The organism is Streptomyces sparsogenes, from assembly GCF_001704635.1.
GTDB classification, from domain to species: Bacteria; Actinomycetota; Actinomycetes; order Streptomycetales; family Streptomycetaceae; genus Streptomyces; species Streptomyces sparsogenes.
The window spans coordinates 1-14,430 of the sequence record NZ_MAXF01000047.1 but is presented as its reverse complement, the minus strand read 5'-3'; the positions used below and the strand labels follow the sequence as shown (position 1 = coordinate 14,430).

Below are 14,430 nucleotides of genomic sequence, written 5' to 3'. Positions count from 1 at the left end.
CACGTCGCGGCTCGCCTGGCCGCCCGTCGCCACGTCGCGGCTCGCCTGGCCGCCCCTCGCCACGTCGCCCCTCGCCTGGCCGCCCGTCACCAGGCTGCCCCCCGCCAGGCCGCCGCCCCTCGCCCGGTCGGCCGTATCCGCCGTGCCCAGGTCAGCCGTATCCGCCGCGCCCGGCGCCAGGGGCTCGTACGCTGCCTCGATGCGCACCCCGTCGTCTGTCAGCAGCCCGGTCAGGCGCCTTCGCGCGGTGGCCGGGGGAAGGGGAGACGGCGCGGAGGACGCCTTAAGCCCACGTGTCATGTGGGTTATTCTTCTGGGAAGAGGATCCGGGCAAAGCAGCCCCCGGGTCCTTTTGTGCTTTCAGGCGCATTTTGTGCTTTCGAGCGCCTTCCGCACGAAGCAGTATCGGTACTAGCCAGTAGCCGCACACTCCCCCAGGCCAGGGGCCTGGGAGGTGCCCCCTCTCGCAGGGACCGAGGAGGAACCGACGTAATGGGCGAGCGAAGCGTGTACGACCATAAGAAGACGGCGGCCAGGGGCGGTGGTGACCGGTGAGCTCCCTCCTGCTGCTGACCAACGCGCTGCAGCCCTCCACGGAGGTGCTCCCCGCGCTCGGGCTGCTCCTGCACAACGTCCGGGTGGCCCCGGCCGAGGGCCCGGCCCTCGTGGACACCCCCGGCGCGGACGTGATCCTCATCGACGGCCGGCGCGACCTGCCCCAGGTGCGCAGCCTGTGCCAGCTCCTGCGCTCCACCGGCCCGGGCTGTCCGCTGATCCTCGTGGTCACGGAGGGCGGCCTCGCCGCCGTCACCGCTGACTGGGGCATCGACGACGTCCTGCTCGACACCGCCGGCCCCGCCGAGGTCGAGGCCCGGCTGCGGCTGGCGATGGGCCGCCAGCAGATCACGACCGACGACAGCCCGATGGAGATCCGCAACGGCGACCTTTCGGTCGACGAGGCCACGTACAGCGCCAAGCTCAAGGGCCGTGTGCTGGATCTCACATTCAAGGAGTTCGAGCTCCTCAAGTACCTGGCCCAGCACCCCGGTCGGGTGTTCACCCGGGCGCAGCTGTTGCAGGAGGTGTGGGGCTACGACTACTTCGGCGGCACCCGCACGGTCGACGTGCACGTACGGCGGCTGAGGGCCAAACTCGGCCCGGAACACGAGTCCTTGATCGGCACCGTGCGGAATGTCGGCTACCGTTTCGTCTCCCCGGAGAAGGGCGACCGCGGCGCCGACGAGGCCAAGCGGCGGTCCGAGGCCGCGAGGGCCGCGCACGGCGAAGCGCCGACCGCCGGGGCGCAGCGCGACCGGAACGTGAAAACGGGCGTCGCACGCCCGACCAACACATAGCTGGACCCGCGTAGACTGCCGCGCGTGGCCAAGGTGACACGGGATGATGTGGCAAGGCTGGCGGGGACGTCCACCGCGGTCGTCAGTTACGTCATCAATAACGGACCAAGGCCGGTCGCCCCGGCCACGCGCGAGCGGGTACTCGCCGCGATCAAGGAGCTCGGCTACCGGCCGGACCGGGTCGCCCAGGCGATGGCCAGCCGGCGCACCGACCTCATAGGGCTGATCGTGCCCGACGCGCGCCAGCCGTTCTTCGGCGAGATGGCGCACGCCGTCGAGCAGGCCGCCTCCGAGCGCGGAAAGATGGTGCTCGTCGGCAACTCCGACTACCTCGACGAGCGCGAGGTGCACTACCTGCGCGCCTTCCTCGGCATGCGGGTGTCCGGGCTGATCCTCATCAGCCAGGGCCTCAGCGAGAACGCCGCCGCCGAGATCGAGGCCTGGGACGCCCGGGTGGTGCTGCTGCACGAGCGCCCCGAGGCGATCGACGACGTCGCCGTGGTGCTGGACGACATCGGCGGCGCGCAGCTCGCCGTGCGCCATCTGCTGGAGCACGGATACGAGTACGTGGCGTGCATCGGCGGCATGGAGATCACCCCGACCGTCGGCGACCCGGTCACCGATCACGTCGAGGGCTGGCGCCGGGCCATGACGGAGGCCGGGCGCTCCACCGAGGGACGGCTCTTCCAGGCCCCGTACAACCGGTATGACGCCTACAAGGTCGCCCTGGGGCTGCTGTCCGGCCCCGACCGGCCGCCGGCCGTCTTCTGCGCCACCGACGACCAGGCGATCGGCGTCCTGCGGGCGGCCCGCGAGCTGCGCATCGATGTGCCCGGGGAACTGGCGGTTGCCGGCTTCGACGACGTGAAGGAGGCGGCGCTGACCGACCCGCCGCTGACCACCGTCGCCTCCGACCGGCCCGCGATGGCGCGCGCCGCGGTCGACCTGGTGCTGGACGACGCGGTACGGCCGGTGTCCTCGCGGCGCGAGCGGGTGCGGCAGTTCCCGTCGGCGCTGGTGGTGCGGCGGTCCTGCGGCTGCGCGTAGGACCTCGCGCCGTTCTGCCTTGCCCCGCGCCCCGCGCCGTTCCGCCTTGCCTGTTCCTCGCGCCGTTCCGCCTTGCCTGCTCCCCGCGCCGCGCCTCGCGCCGAGTTGTCTTCGGTAGCCCTTGTCCCTTATCTCGGGCATACCGACTTCTGCCGGGCTTCTCAGCGAGCACTCAGAAAGTTCTCATCTTCGCTGCGCACAGTCGTAGACATGACGGAGAACACGCCCCGCACCGGCGATCACGAGCCCCAGCAGCACCCGTACGGCGCGTGGTCCGGCTACCCCGCGCCGCCCACGCACCGGCCGCAGGATCCCGTCACCACCCCCTCCGGAATCACCGTGTGGCCGGGGGGCGGGGGCGCGGGCCACGGTCACCCCGCCGGCCCCGCGGCAGTCCCCACGCCGCCCGGCGGCGGCCACCGCAAGCGGCGCGTCCCCAGGTCCGCCCTGCTGATCGCCGCCGTGGCGGCGGTCTCGGCGCTCGTGGGCGGCGGTACGGCGGCGCTGGTCACGGACGCCGCCGAGAAGCCGGACGCCGCCACCACGACGACCACCGTCGTGGGCGCCACCTCCAGCAAGACCGGCGGGGTCGCCGCCGTCGCGGCGGCGGTCAGCCCCAGCATCGTGGAGATCAGCGCCACCTCCGGCAGCGGCCAGTCCACCGGCTCCGGCGTGATCATCACCAGCGGCGGTGAGATCATCACCAACAACCACGTCATCTCCGGCGCCGACACCATCAAGGTCACCTTCAGCGACGGCAGCAAGAAGTCCGCGACCGTCGTCGGCACCGACCGCGGCAAGGACCTGGCCCTGATCAAGGTCTCGGGCGCCAGCGGCCTGCGGCCCGCCGCGCTCGGCGACTCCAGCGGGGTCCGGGTCGGCGACCAGGTCGTCGCCATCGGCTCCCCCGAGGGGCTGACCGGCACCGTCACCAGCGGCATCGTCTCCGCGCTCGACCGGGACGTCACCGTCTCGACCGACGAGAGCCAGGGGCAGCAGGCGCCGGGCGGCGGCCGCGGACAGTGGCCGTTCGAGTTCGGCGGCGGCCAGTACAACGGCGACGTCGGCTCCTCGACCACCACCTACAAGGCCATCCAGACGGACGCCTCCCTCAACCCCGGCAACTCCGGCGGCGCGCTGATCAACATGAAGGGCCAGATCATCGGGATCAATTCGGCCATGTACTCCTCCGCTTCGGACCAGAGCTCCAGCAGCGCGGGCAGCATCGGCCTGGGGTTCTCCATCCCGATCAACACCGTCAAGGCCGATCTCGACAACCTGCGCGCCGGCGGCAGCGACAGCAACGCCTGACGGGCACGGCCACAGCAACGCCTGACGGGCGCGGCAGGTCGCCGCCGGGATCATCGGGCGCGTCCGCCCGTGCGAGGCTGAAAGCAGCGGAACCCCGCCTTTCAATGACGCCTTCGTCGACGCCCCGCCGCCGACCGCCGTCGACCGCGGCTGACCGGCGTTGACACCGAGTGTTGGCATGAGTGAGGAACCCGACCCATGAGCCCCGCCGAGCACGGCGACCAGCCCGCCCGCATCCTGATCGTCGACGACGAGCCGGCCGTCCGCGAGGCCCTCCAGCGCAGCCTCGCCTTCGAGGGCTACGAGACCGAGACCGCCGTGGACGGCCTCGACGCGCTGGGCAAGGTCCGGGCGTACGACCCCGAGCTGATCGTCCTCGACGTGCTGATGCCCCGCATGGACGGGCTGACCGCCGCCCGGCGGCTGCGCGCCACCCACGTGACCGTGCCCATCCTGATGCTCACCGCCCGCGACACGGTCGGCGACCGGGTCACCGGGCTCGACGCGGGCGCCGACGACTACCTCGTCAAGCCGTTCGAGCTGGACGAGCTGCTGGCCCGCATCCGCGCCCTGCTGCGCCGCAGCACATACGCGGCCGCCGCCGGGGCCGTCCCGGCCGCCGGCGGCGACGAGCTGACCTTCGCCGACCTGCGGATGAACCTCGCCACCCGCGAGGTCACCCGGGGCGGACGCGGCGTCGAGCTGACCCGCACCGAGTTCACCCTGCTCGAGATGTTCCTCGCCCACCCCCGCCAGGTCCTCACACGGGAACAGATCCTCAAGGCCGTCTGGGGCTTCGACTTCGAGCCGTCGTCCAATTCGCTGGACGTGTACGTGATGTACCTGCGCCGCAAGACCGAGGCGGGCGGCGAGCCGCGGCTCGTGCACACCGTCCGCGGCGTCGGATACGTACTGCGGACGGCCGAGGGCGGCACGCCGTGACGAGCCGGCTGCGCAGGCTGCCGCTCCGCTCCCGGCTGGCACTGCTGACCGCCGTGGCGGTGGCGGTCGCGGTGGCGGTCGCCGCCTTCGCGTGCTGGTTCCTCACCCGCCAGGAACTCACCAGCGCGCTGGACCAGAAGCTGCGCGACAGCGCGTCCCCGGACCGTGTCCAGCGCCTGGTCGGCCTGCCCTGCTCCACCAAGCCGCAGACCGACGACCACCTCGGGCCCGGCGCCGCCTGGGTGCAGTTCGTCGACCAGGACGGCCGGCGGTGCGTCATCGGCCCCAAGGCGGTCAACGTGACGGCCCAGGACATCGCCGTCGCGGACGGCCGGCTGCAAGAGGTCACCCGCGACGGCACCACCACCTCCGGCCAGGCCGTCCGCGTCTACACCCAGCAGATGCGGGTCCGCGCCGACGGCCGCGAGGGCGTGCTGACCGTGTCCGTCTCCCGCCCCCTCGACGAGGTGACCGGCCCCCTCAACACCCTCGCGCTGGTCATGCTCCTGGTCATCGGCGGCGGCGTCGTCGGCGCCGGGGCCGCCGGCCTGTGGATCGCCAGGACCGGGCTCAAGCCCGTGGACCGGCTGACCGATGCGGTCGAGCACGTGGCCCGTACCGAGGACCTGGCCGTACGCATCCCCGCCGAGGGTGACGACGAGATCGCCCGGCTCTCCCGCTCCTTCAACTCCATGACCGCCGCCCTCGCCTCCTCCCGCGAACGGCAGCAGCAGCTGATCGCCGACGCCGGCCACGAGCTGCGCACGCCGCTCACCTCGCTGCGCACCAACATCGAACTGCTCGCGCGCAGCGAGGAGACCGGCCGGCCGCTGCCCCCCGACGACCGCAAGGCGCTCCTGGCCAGCGTCAAGGCGCAGATGACCGAGCTGGCCGCGCTCATCGGCGACCTCCAGGAGCTCGCCCGCCCGGACGTGCTGCCCGGCACCGGACCGCCGCAGGTGGTCGCGGTGCACGAGGTGGCGGAGACCGCGCTGAAGCGGGCCCGGCTGCGCGGCGCCGACCTCACGATCGACGCCTCGCTGAGCCCCTGGTACGCACGGGGGGAGCCGGCGGCGCTGGAGCGGGTGCTGGTCAATCTGCTCGACAACGCCGTGAAGTTCAGCCCTTCGGGTGGTGTGATCGAGGTCGTGCTCAAAGACGGCGACTTCACGGTGCGCGACCATGGCCCCGGCATTCCGGCCGACGAACTGCCCCATGTCTTCGAACGGTTCTGGCGCTCGCCGTCCGCCCGCGCCCTCCCGGGCTCCGGGCTCGGCCTGTCCATCGTCGCCCGCACGGTCCAGCAGTCCGGCGGCCAGGTGGGACTGCGGCCCGCGCCGGGCGGCGGGACGGTGGCCTGGATCCGGCTGCCGGGCGCGCCCACGGAGCCGCCGGAGCCGCCGGAGCCGCCGGTGCCGCTGTAGCCGCCGGTGCTCGGCTGACCGTTGGCTTGCCGCGTCGGCCGTCTCCCGGTCAGCCGCTTCCCGCGTCAGCGGCTTCCGCGCGTCGGCCTTCTCTCACGTCAGCCTTCTCTCACGTCAGCCTTCTGTCAGGACAGCCGCCGATCTCGCGGCCGATGTCGCGGCCGGGTTCCGCCTCGTCGGTGCCAGTGCCAGTGCCAGTGCCAGTGCCGATGCCGGTGTCCGTGCCTGTGCCCGTGCCCGTGCTTGTGGCTATGCCGGTGCCGTTGTGCGAGCCGTGCAGTCGCGCGTACGCCCCGCCCAGGGCCAGCAGCTCCCGGTGCGTCCCGGTCTCCACCACGCGCCCGTGGTCGAGGACGAGGATCCGGTCGGCGTCCGGTGCCAGGTTCAGATCGTGCGTGATCATGATCGTCGTACGGCCGGACATCAGCCGCCGCAGCGGCCTGACCACCCGGCGCGCGGCCAACGCGTCGAGCCCGGTGGTGGGCTCGTCCAGGACCAGGACGGGCGAGTCGCGCAGCATCGCGCGGGCGATCGCCACGCGCTGGAGCTGGCCGCCGGACAGCCGCGCGGTGTGCGGGTCGATCCGGGTGTCGTAGCCGTCGGGCAGGGCGGTGATGAAGTCGTGGGCCGCCGCGTCCCGGGCCGCCCGCTCGATGTCCTGGTCCGTGGCCCCCGGCCGGCCGCACGCGATGTTTTCGCGGATGGTGTCGTGCAGGATGAGCGTCTCCTGCGGCAGGAGCGTGACGTTCTCGCGGAGGAAGGAGAGGGGCACGGCGTCCAGCGGCACCCCGTCCAGGCACACCGAGCCCCCGGCGGGGTCGTAGAAGCGCAGCAGCAGCTTGGAGACGGTCGACTTGCCGGCCCCGCTCGCCCCGGTGATCAGCACGAACTCCCCGGGCCGGGCCGTGAGCGAGACCCCGGCCAGGGTGGGCCGGTCGGCGCCCGGGTAGCGGAAGCTGACCCCCTTGAACTCCACCGTGCCGTGCACCGGCCAGGGCGCGACGGCCGCCCCCGGCGCCGGGTCGGTCACGGCGGGCTCGGCGTCGAGGACGTCCAGCAGCCGCTCGGCGCCCGCGGTCGCGGCGGTGAGGGTGAGGCCGAGCTGGCCGAGGTTGCGGATCGGGGGGTAGAGGTAGCCGAGGAAGGCGGCGAAGGCCAGGAGCTGGCCGATCGTCATCCGACCCTGGGAGATCTCCCAGGCGCCGAGCCCGATGACGGCCAGGACGCACACCGTCTCGATGACCTCGACCAGCTGCTCGTACAGCTCGCTCATCCGCGCCCCGGCCACCGACGCGCGCATCCAGGCGCGCGCCTCCCGGCGCAGCCGCTTCTCCTCGGCGGCCTTCCGGTTGTATGCCTGGGTGAGCACGATGTTGCCCAGCGACTCCTCGACGACCGAGGTGATCGCGCCGTCCGCGGCCCGCTCCTCGCGCGCGACAGCCTTGATCCGGCCGGAGAAGCGCCGGGCGGCCAGCCAGAACAGCGGCGCCAGCACGAAGGTGGCCAGCGCCAGGTCCCAGCGCAGCCAGAAGGCGGCGGTGGCGAAGAAGACCGTGCTGAACAGGGCGGATACGGTGCCCACGACGCCGGAGACCACCATCTGCTCGATGGCCTCGACGTCCCCGGTCAGGCGTTCGACCAGGTCGCCCTGGCGGTGGCGCTGGAAGAAGTGCGGCGGCAGGTCCTGGACGTGTCCGAACACACGGGCGCGCAGGCGCAGTACGAAGCGCTCGGCGGTCCACACCGCGAGCGAGTTGCCGGCATACCCGACCGCGGCGCCGAGGACCGCCACGGCGAACCACTGGCCGGCCGGGGACCAGAAGGCGCTGAGCGAGCCCTGCCGCAGGGCGTGGTCGGTCAGGTCGGAGAACAGCAGGATCGCGGCCGTCTCCGTGAGCGCGGCGACGATCACGCAGACGCAGATCAGCACCAGCCAGCGGCGGTCGCCCCGGGTCAGCGGCCAGAAGCGGCGGAAGGCCACGTGCGCGGCCAGCCGCGGGGTGGCCGGCTGCTCCTCCGCGTGCCGGCTCGCGTCGGCGTGGGTGTCGGCGGGGGCGTGGGCGTGGGCATCGGCGTTCGGGTGGGGTTGGGTGCTTAGGCGGTGCTGGGTGTCCGGGCGGGGTTGGTTGTTCAGGTGGTGCTGGGTGTCCGGGCGGGGTTGGTTGTTCAGGCGGGGTTGGGAGTCCGGGCGGGGTTGGGCGCTCAGGCGGCGCTGGGCGTCCGGGCGGGGCTGGGAGTCCGGCGGCTGGTGGCGGCCGTACGGGCGGAGTCGCCCGGGGCGCCGGTGGCGGCCGCGACCGGGGCCGGGCCCGGCCCCCACCATCCGCAGCCGCATCGTCGGCCGTTCGTCGGGGCCGGGCGCGGTGGGGGCTGCGGAGGTCGCGGGGGCTGTGGGGGGCGTGGGTACTGGGGGCACTGTCGAGGTCATTGAGTTCTCCGCTCCTGGCGTCGGCCGGCCGCCGGGCCACCCGTGCCGGGCCCGGACATGGCCGAGGCGGGCCCGAACCTGACCGAGGCCGGACATGGCCGAGGCGGGCCCGCGGCACAGTGCCGCGGGCCCGCCTCCGTGGTGTGGGTCAGCCACCGATCGGGCGACGGCGGGCGTGCTTCTTGTGCTTCCTCGGCGCCGGCTTCGGGTGCTGGTTCTTCCGCTCCTCGGGCTTGCGGGCGGGCTTGACCGGAACGACCTTGCGGATGCTCATGGAATTTCCTTTCGGTTTTTCTCTTTCGCTGTCTCGCCGTTCGGCTTGACATGGAAGACATTAGGAGCGCTTTCCGTGAGTGGGATCGGAGGAGCCTGTGTGTTTGCCCAGGCTCGGATGAACGAATTCTCAGGCGGCTCGGGGAACCGCGGGCGCCCCGGCTGCGTCCGGGCGCGTACCGGCACGTCAAAGGGGCCGGTGGCGCGTGCCACCGGCCCCTCTCTCTTGCTTTGGCTTGCCTTCTCCGAAAGAAATCGGCGAGGAATTCGGCAAGAGGAGCCGAATTCGGTGGACTATCCGTACGGTCTCAGTCGTCCGCGCCGCGGGCGGTGCCCACGGCCAGCCCGGAGCCGGTCAGATCGGCCCGGATTCCGTCGCGCTCGACGGTGATGTTCCGCAGCCGCAGGCCCTTGACCTGCTTCGGCAGTTGGAAGGAGAACGCGACCCGCTCCGACAGGTCCTGGGCGCGCAGCCGCACCAGGGCCCGGGCCAGCACCGGGTCCACACCGACCCTCTCCAGCGTCTCGGGGCGGTCCGCGACCAGGTCCACGAGGTTGGCCCGCATCAGCTTCTCCTTGAAGCCCGGCCGCCCGGTGATCCGGCTCAGCCGCTTGTCGTCCCACATCGCCGGCCCGGTGTCCTCCGGCGCGACGCCGAGCTGCCGCGCCACCGAAGGCACCGCGAGCAGCGCCCGCGCCTTGCTCTTGTCGTGGCTGATCTTCTCGGCGGCCTGGGGGTGCAGCCGCAGCCGGGCGGGCCGCCCGGGCCGATACGTGGCGATGCCGGGGACGTCGAGCCGCATGCCGCTGACGCTGGTGGTGACCCCGCGGTCGCCGTCCCGCCGGATGTGCGCCACGGCGTGTATGCGCACCACCCGTCCGGCCACCGGCAGCTCGCCGTCCGCGCGCACCGATTGGCGGTCCAGGGCCCGGAACCTCACCTGGGCGGGGGTGCCCAGTTCGCGGTCCAGATCGTCGAACGCCAGCAGGACGTCCCCGTTCACCCGGGCCGCTCTGGCCCCGTCGACCGGCAGTGGCAGATCGCCGTCCAGGCGGATGTCCGTGGCCTCGGCCCGTACCTCGGCGAGCGTCACCCGGCCGGCCGGCGCGTCGGGGACGGTCACGTCCACCCCGTCCAGCCGCTTGCCCAGCAGTTGCGTGAGGAACGGGAACCCGTGGATGTGCACGTCGGGGGCCGCTGCCAGCCCGAGCTTGTCCCGCAGCGTCTGCTCCGCCCGCTTCTCGGCGTACATCGCGGCGCAGCGGTCCGCGACCACCAGCAGGGTGGCGCCCGCCAGAAGGCCGGCGACCAGCTTCGTGGTGAGCGGTACGCGGCCGAGCTGACCCCGTCCGCCGCGCCGCCCGGTCCGCTCCGGTTCCGGCTGCCGGCCCGACTCCTGCTCTGGCTGCCGCTCCGGCTCCTGCTGCGATTCCCGCTCTGGGGCCGGGTCCTGCTTCGACACCTGTTCCGGTTCCGGCTGCCGGTCCGACCCCTGCTCAGGCGTCTGCTCCGGCTCCTGCTCAGACCCGGACTCCGCGTCCCGAGGGACCTCTCGCTTCGGGTCTTGCTCCGACTTCTGGTCCACCTCTCGTTCCGGGTCGCGGGCGCTGTGGGGGGAGTGGCCGAACAGGGGGGAGAACATGCGTGTGGGCGATCGCATCAGCCCATCTCAACACGCCCGCCCGGCTCATATGCAAGTCCGACCGGGGTCACGTGGCGAACGGCACGGCGCGCGGTGAGCGGTGTGCGCCGGGTCCGCCGTCAGTCCCACCCCGCGTCCTCCGGCGTGCCGCGCGCCAACTCCGCGAGCACGTCCAGGGCGTGGGCCAGGGCGTCGGTGGGCGGGGCGGAGAGGGCGAGCCGTACGGCGTTGGGCGCGTGGCCCGGGCCGATGGCGAACGCGCCGGCCGGTGTGACGGAGATGCCCCTGCGCGCGGCGGCGGCGACGAAGGTCTCGGCCCGCCAGGGTTCCGGCAGCTCCCACCAGCAGTGGTAGGCGGCAGAGTCCGCGCGCACCCGGAATCCCGCCAGTCGTTCGGCCGTGATCCGCTGCCGAACGGCCGCGTCCCGGCGCTTGGCCCGCTCGATCTCGTCGGCGGTGCCGTCGGACATCCACTGCGTCGCCGCCTCGAGGGCGAAGCGGGAGGCCAGCCATGCCCCCGAGCGGAGGGCGGTGGCGACCTTGGCCGTGAGCTCCGCGGGCGTGGCCAGGAAACCCAGCGTGAGGCCCGGGGCCAGCCGCTTCGAGAGGCTGTCGATCACGATGGCGCGCCCGGGCGCGAGGGCGGCCAGAGGCGGCTGGTCGGGGCGCAGGAAGCCGTAGATGCCGTCCTCGATCGCGTACATGTCCTTCTGGACCAGCAGTGCCGCGAGTTCGGCGCGCCGTGCGTCGGGCAGGGTGATGCCCAGGGGGTTGTGGAGCGTCGGCTGCAGATAGACGGCCCGCAGCGGGGGCGCGGCGGAGAGGGCGGCAGGGAGCAGCCCGTCGTCGTCCATCGCCAGCGGGACCAGCGTGACGCCGAGACGTGTCGCGATCCCTTTGACCAGCGGGTACGTGAGCGTCTCGACGCCGAGGCGCTCCCCGGGCGGTACGAGGGCGGCGATGGCGGCAGCGATCGCCTGCCTGCCGCTTCCGGCGAAGAGCAGATGGCGCGGATCCGGCTCCCACCCGCTGCGGGCCAGCAGTGACGCGGCGGCCCGGCGGGCGGTCGGAGTGCCGGCCGCCGTCATCGGCCGCAGTGACGCGCCGAGTTGGTCGGGGCGCAGCAGGCGCTCCAGGCCCTGTGCGAGGAGGGCCGGCTGCTCGGGCAGGACGGCGAAGTTCAGCTCCAGGTCGACCCGGGCGTCGCCGGGTTCGGCCAGCGCGGGCTCGGCGGCGGGCGGGGCGGCGCGTACGAAGGTGCCCCGGCCCACTTCGCCGACCGCCAGGCCGCGCCGGATCAGCTCCTGGTAGACCCGCGCGGCGGTCGAGGTGGCGATGCCGCGCCGGCGCGCGAAGCGGCGCTGCGGCGGAAGCTGCTCTCCCGGGCGGATGCGGCCGGCGGCGATGTCGGCCGCCAGGCCGTCGGCGATCACGCGGTAGTCATCCATCGCCCGGCCGTGCTCCCGCTCGCGCTCCACCTCGCGTCCCGTCCCGAGTTCCGTCCTGCGTTCCACCCCGCGTCCCGTCCCGCCCGTACTCCCCATCGAGTCACTTCACATCCGTTCCCTATATTGCACCGAGAGCATTGTTTTTATTGCACTGAGAGATTGCAGCCCCATAGCCTCGAGACGTCAAGTCGCCGCCGCGTGACCAGCACGTATGACGGCGCGTCGAGAAAGGCCGAGCAGATGAGCACGTGGTCTTCCGAAGGGATCACCCTCGGGTACGGGGACGAAGGCAGCGGCGATCCACTGGTCCTGGTCCACGGGCACCCGTTCGACCGGACGATGTGGCGTCCGCAGGTCGAGCACTTCAGCCGCGCCGGCTGGCGGGTGATCACCCCCGACCTCCGGGGCTACGGGGAGAGCACGGTCGCCCCCGGCAAGACGACGCTGGAGGCGTTCGCCCGCGACATCGCCGGACTCCTCGACCACCTCGGCGTCGACCGCTTCATCCTCGGCGGCCTGTCCATGGGCGGGCAGATCGTCATGGAGTTCCACCGGCTCTTCCCGGGCCGCATCCGCGGTTTGCTGCTCGCCGACACCTTCGCCGCGGCGGAAACCGAGGAGGGCAGGACCTGGCGTTACGAGATGGCGGAGCGCCTGCTGCGGGAGGGGATGGCGGGCTACGCCGAGGAGGTGCTGCCCAAGATGGTGGCCCCGCACAACATCCAGGCGCTGCCCGCCGTCGCCGAGCACGTCCTGGCCATGATGTCCGGCACCTCCCCGGAGGGCGCGGCGGCCGCGCTGCGCGGCCGGGCCGAGCGGCCGGACTACACCGACATGCTCCGGGAGATCGCGGTGCCGACGCTGGTGGTGGTCGGCAGCGACGACGAGTTCACCCCAGTCGAGGACGCCCGCCTCATCCACGACCGCGTCCCCGACGCCACCCTGGCGATCATCAACGAGGCGGCGCACATGCCGAACCTGGAGCGTCCGGCCGAGTTCAACGCGGCTCTCGGCCGCTTCCTCGACTCCCTGGCCACCCCCGTCGCGGCCGGGCGGTGACCGGCATGACCACACCACCGGCCACACGACTGGGGACACCACTGGGGCCACCACCGGCCACACGACCGGCGACAGGAACCACACGACCGACCACAGGAACCACGGGACCGGCGACACGACCGGCGACACGACCGGCCACGGTATGGGTCACGGGCGCCAGCAGCGGCTTCGGCGCCGCGATCGTACGGCGCTTCGCGGCGGACGGCGCCCGTGTCATCGCCTCGGCCCGCCGGGCCGACCGGCTCGCCACCCTCGCGGCGGACCTGGGCGCCCACGTCCTCCCCCTCACCCTCGACGTACGCGACCAGGAAGCGGTCCGGCGCGCGGTCCGCGCTCTGCCGGAGGACTTCGCGGACTTCGACGTCCTGGTCAACAACGCCGGCCTCGCCAAGGGCCTCGGACCGGCCCACGAGGCCGACCCCGACGACTGGGAACAGATGCTCGACACCAACTGCAAAGGGCTGCTCCACTGCACCCAGGCGGCCCTGCCGGGCATGGTCGCCCGCGGCCGGGGCCACGTCGTCAACCTCGGCTCGGTCGCCGGGAGCTACCCCTACCCGGGCGGCAACGTCTACGGCGCCACCAAGGCGTTCGTCCACCAGTTCAGCCTCAACCTGCGCAGCGACCTGCACGGCACCGGGGTGCGCGTCACCTGCGTGGAGCCGGGGATGTGCGGGGGGACCGAGTTTTCCACCGTGCGGTTCCAGGGCGACCGGGAGAAGGCCGACGCCGTCTACGCCGGCATGCGACCCCTGAGCGCCGACGACATAGCCGAGTCGGTGCACTGGGCGACCTCGCAGCCGCCGCACGTCAACGTCAACACCATCGAGTTGATGCCGGTCGCCCAGAGCTTCGCGGCGTTCCAGGTGCACCGCCACTCCGCCTGAGAGCTGCCCCCCGTGAACCTCGTCCGTGAGCCCCACCTGAGAGCCCCGCCCGTGAGCCCCGCCCGTGAGCCCCGCCCGAGAACTCCGCCCGAGAGAGCGGCATAGCGTGTGCCGCATGACCCGCTCGCGGAACACCCGTCGACTCGTCGTCGGCACCGACACCTACCTGTGGTCGGTGCGGCACGCCCACGACCGCGACGCTGAGCGGGGAACCACCGCGGACTGCCGGGAGATCCTGTCCCTGAGGAAGGAAGGCGCCCGGGGCCGCCTCGGGATCGTCTTCCGCCAGGACCCGGACCCCCGCAGCCCCTCCAGTACGGTCGGCGACCGCGAACGCGGCTGGCTCAACCTCCACCAGCCGGGCGTGGTCCGCGCCTTCCTCGACGCGGCCCTCGCCCACGGCTGGGACCCCGACTCGGCCACGGGCCAGGAGACCGACGGCTGGACCCTCTTCCCCGACGCCCAGGCCCGCCGCGCCTGACCGGCCGCCTCCCACTCGGACGGCCTTACGCAGCCTCAGGCGGACTCAGACGGCTCAGGCGACCGGCCGCCGGCCCAGCGCCGGGCCCAGCTCGGTGGCGGGGGTCGTGGAGGTGGAGGTGGGTCGTGGTAG

At 72.9% G+C, this 14,430-nt stretch carries 12 protein-coding genes and 1 pseudogene; 8 read left to right on the top strand and 5 right to left on the bottom strand.

Annotated elements, in window-relative coordinates:
* Nucleotides 1-300 (bottom strand): annotated as a pseudogene (locus tag BBH68_RS10955) (hypothetical protein); the annotation flags it as partial.
* A 251-nt stretch (nucleotides 301-551) separates the two neighbouring features.
* Between BBH68_RS10955 and BBH68_RS10950 the strand changes: the two are divergent.
* The 5 genes from BBH68_RS10950 to BBH68_RS10930 all read left to right on the top strand — a co-directional run bounded on the left by BBH68_RS10950 (nucleotide 552) and on the right by BBH68_RS10930 (nucleotide 6,079).
* On the top strand, nucleotides 552-1,355 hold the full coding sequence (locus BBH68_RS10950; protein ID WP_065961184.1) for a response regulator transcription factor: 804 nt from the start codon (nucleotides 552-554) through the stop codon (nucleotides 1,353-1,355).
* Between the two features lie 24 nt (nucleotides 1,356-1,379).
* Nucleotides 1,380-2,402 carry a LacI family DNA-binding transcriptional regulator gene (locus BBH68_RS10945; protein ID WP_065961183.1) on the top strand — a complete coding sequence of 341 codons (1,023 nt, stop codon included), beginning with the start codon at nucleotides 1,380-1,382 and terminating at the stop codon, nucleotides 2,400-2,402.
* Between the two features lie 210 nt (nucleotides 2,403-2,612).
* Nucleotides 2,613-3,713, top strand: a complete 1,101-nt coding sequence (locus BBH68_RS10940; RefSeq protein WP_065961182.1) for a S1C family serine protease — start codon at nucleotides 2,613-2,615, stop codon at nucleotides 3,711-3,713.
* A 198-nt stretch (nucleotides 3,714-3,911) separates the two neighbouring features.
* Nucleotides 3,912-4,655 carry a response regulator transcription factor gene (locus tag BBH68_RS10935; protein WP_065961178.1) on the top strand — a complete coding sequence of 248 codons (744 nt, stop codon included), beginning with the start codon at nucleotides 3,912-3,914 and terminating at the stop codon, nucleotides 4,653-4,655.
* On the top strand, nucleotides 4,652-6,079 hold the full coding sequence (locus BBH68_RS10930; RefSeq protein ID WP_065961176.1) for a sensor histidine kinase: 1,428 nt from the start codon (nucleotides 4,652-4,654) through the stop codon (nucleotides 6,077-6,079). The genes BBH68_RS10935 and BBH68_RS10930 overlap by 4 nt, the downstream gene beginning before the upstream one ends.
* A 109-nt stretch (nucleotides 6,080-6,188) precedes the next feature.
* Here the strand turns inward: BBH68_RS10930 and BBH68_RS10925 are convergent, their stop codons facing one another.
* From BBH68_RS10925 to BBH68_RS10915, 4 genes are all read right to left on the bottom strand, one after another.
* Nucleotides 6,189-8,507 (bottom strand): ABC transporter ATP-binding protein, encoded by a 2,319-nt coding sequence (locus BBH68_RS10925; protein ID WP_245737996.1) that lies wholly within the window; start codon nucleotides 8,505-8,507, stop codon nucleotides 6,189-6,191.
* Nucleotides 8,508-8,655: 148 nt separating this feature from the next.
* Nucleotides 8,656-8,781, bottom strand: coding sequence for a hypothetical protein (locus tag BBH68_RS44015; RefSeq protein ID WP_281182476.1), 126 nt, complete (start codon nucleotides 8,779-8,781; stop codon nucleotides 8,656-8,658).
* A gap of 307 nt (nucleotides 8,782-9,088) precedes the next feature.
* Complete coding sequence (locus BBH68_RS10920) at nucleotides 9,089-10,441, bottom strand: LmeA family phospholipid-binding protein (RefSeq protein ID WP_065961172.1); 1,353 nt, start codon at nucleotides 10,439-10,441, stop codon at nucleotides 9,089-9,091.
* A 101-nt stretch (nucleotides 10,442-10,542) separates the two neighbouring features.
* Nucleotides 10,543-11,871, bottom strand: coding sequence for an aminotransferase-like domain-containing protein (locus BBH68_RS10915; protein ID WP_065961192.1), 1,329 nt, complete (start codon nucleotides 11,869-11,871; stop codon nucleotides 10,543-10,545).
* A 240-nt stretch (nucleotides 11,872-12,111) separates the two neighbouring features.
* On the opposite strand from BBH68_RS10915, the gene BBH68_RS10910 reads away from it, so the two are divergent.
* The 3 genes from BBH68_RS10910 to BBH68_RS10900 all read left to right on the top strand — a co-directional run bounded on the left by BBH68_RS10910 (nucleotide 12,112) and on the right by BBH68_RS10900 (nucleotide 14,298).
* Nucleotides 12,112-12,930 (top strand): alpha/beta fold hydrolase, encoded by an 819-nt coding sequence (locus tag BBH68_RS10910; protein ID WP_065961187.1) that lies wholly within the window; start codon nucleotides 12,112-12,114, stop codon nucleotides 12,928-12,930.
* A gap of 5 nt (nucleotides 12,931-12,935) precedes the next feature.
* Entirely contained in the window at nucleotides 12,936-13,817 is an 882-nt protein-coding gene (locus BBH68_RS10905) for an SDR family oxidoreductase (protein WP_079150914.1), read from the top strand.
* A gap of 115 nt (nucleotides 13,818-13,932) precedes the next feature.
* Nucleotides 13,933-14,298 (top strand): hypothetical protein, encoded by a 366-nt coding sequence (locus BBH68_RS10900; RefSeq protein ID WP_065961170.1) that lies wholly within the window; start codon nucleotides 13,933-13,935, stop codon nucleotides 14,296-14,298.
* Nucleotides 14,299-14,430: the final 132 nt, after the last annotated feature.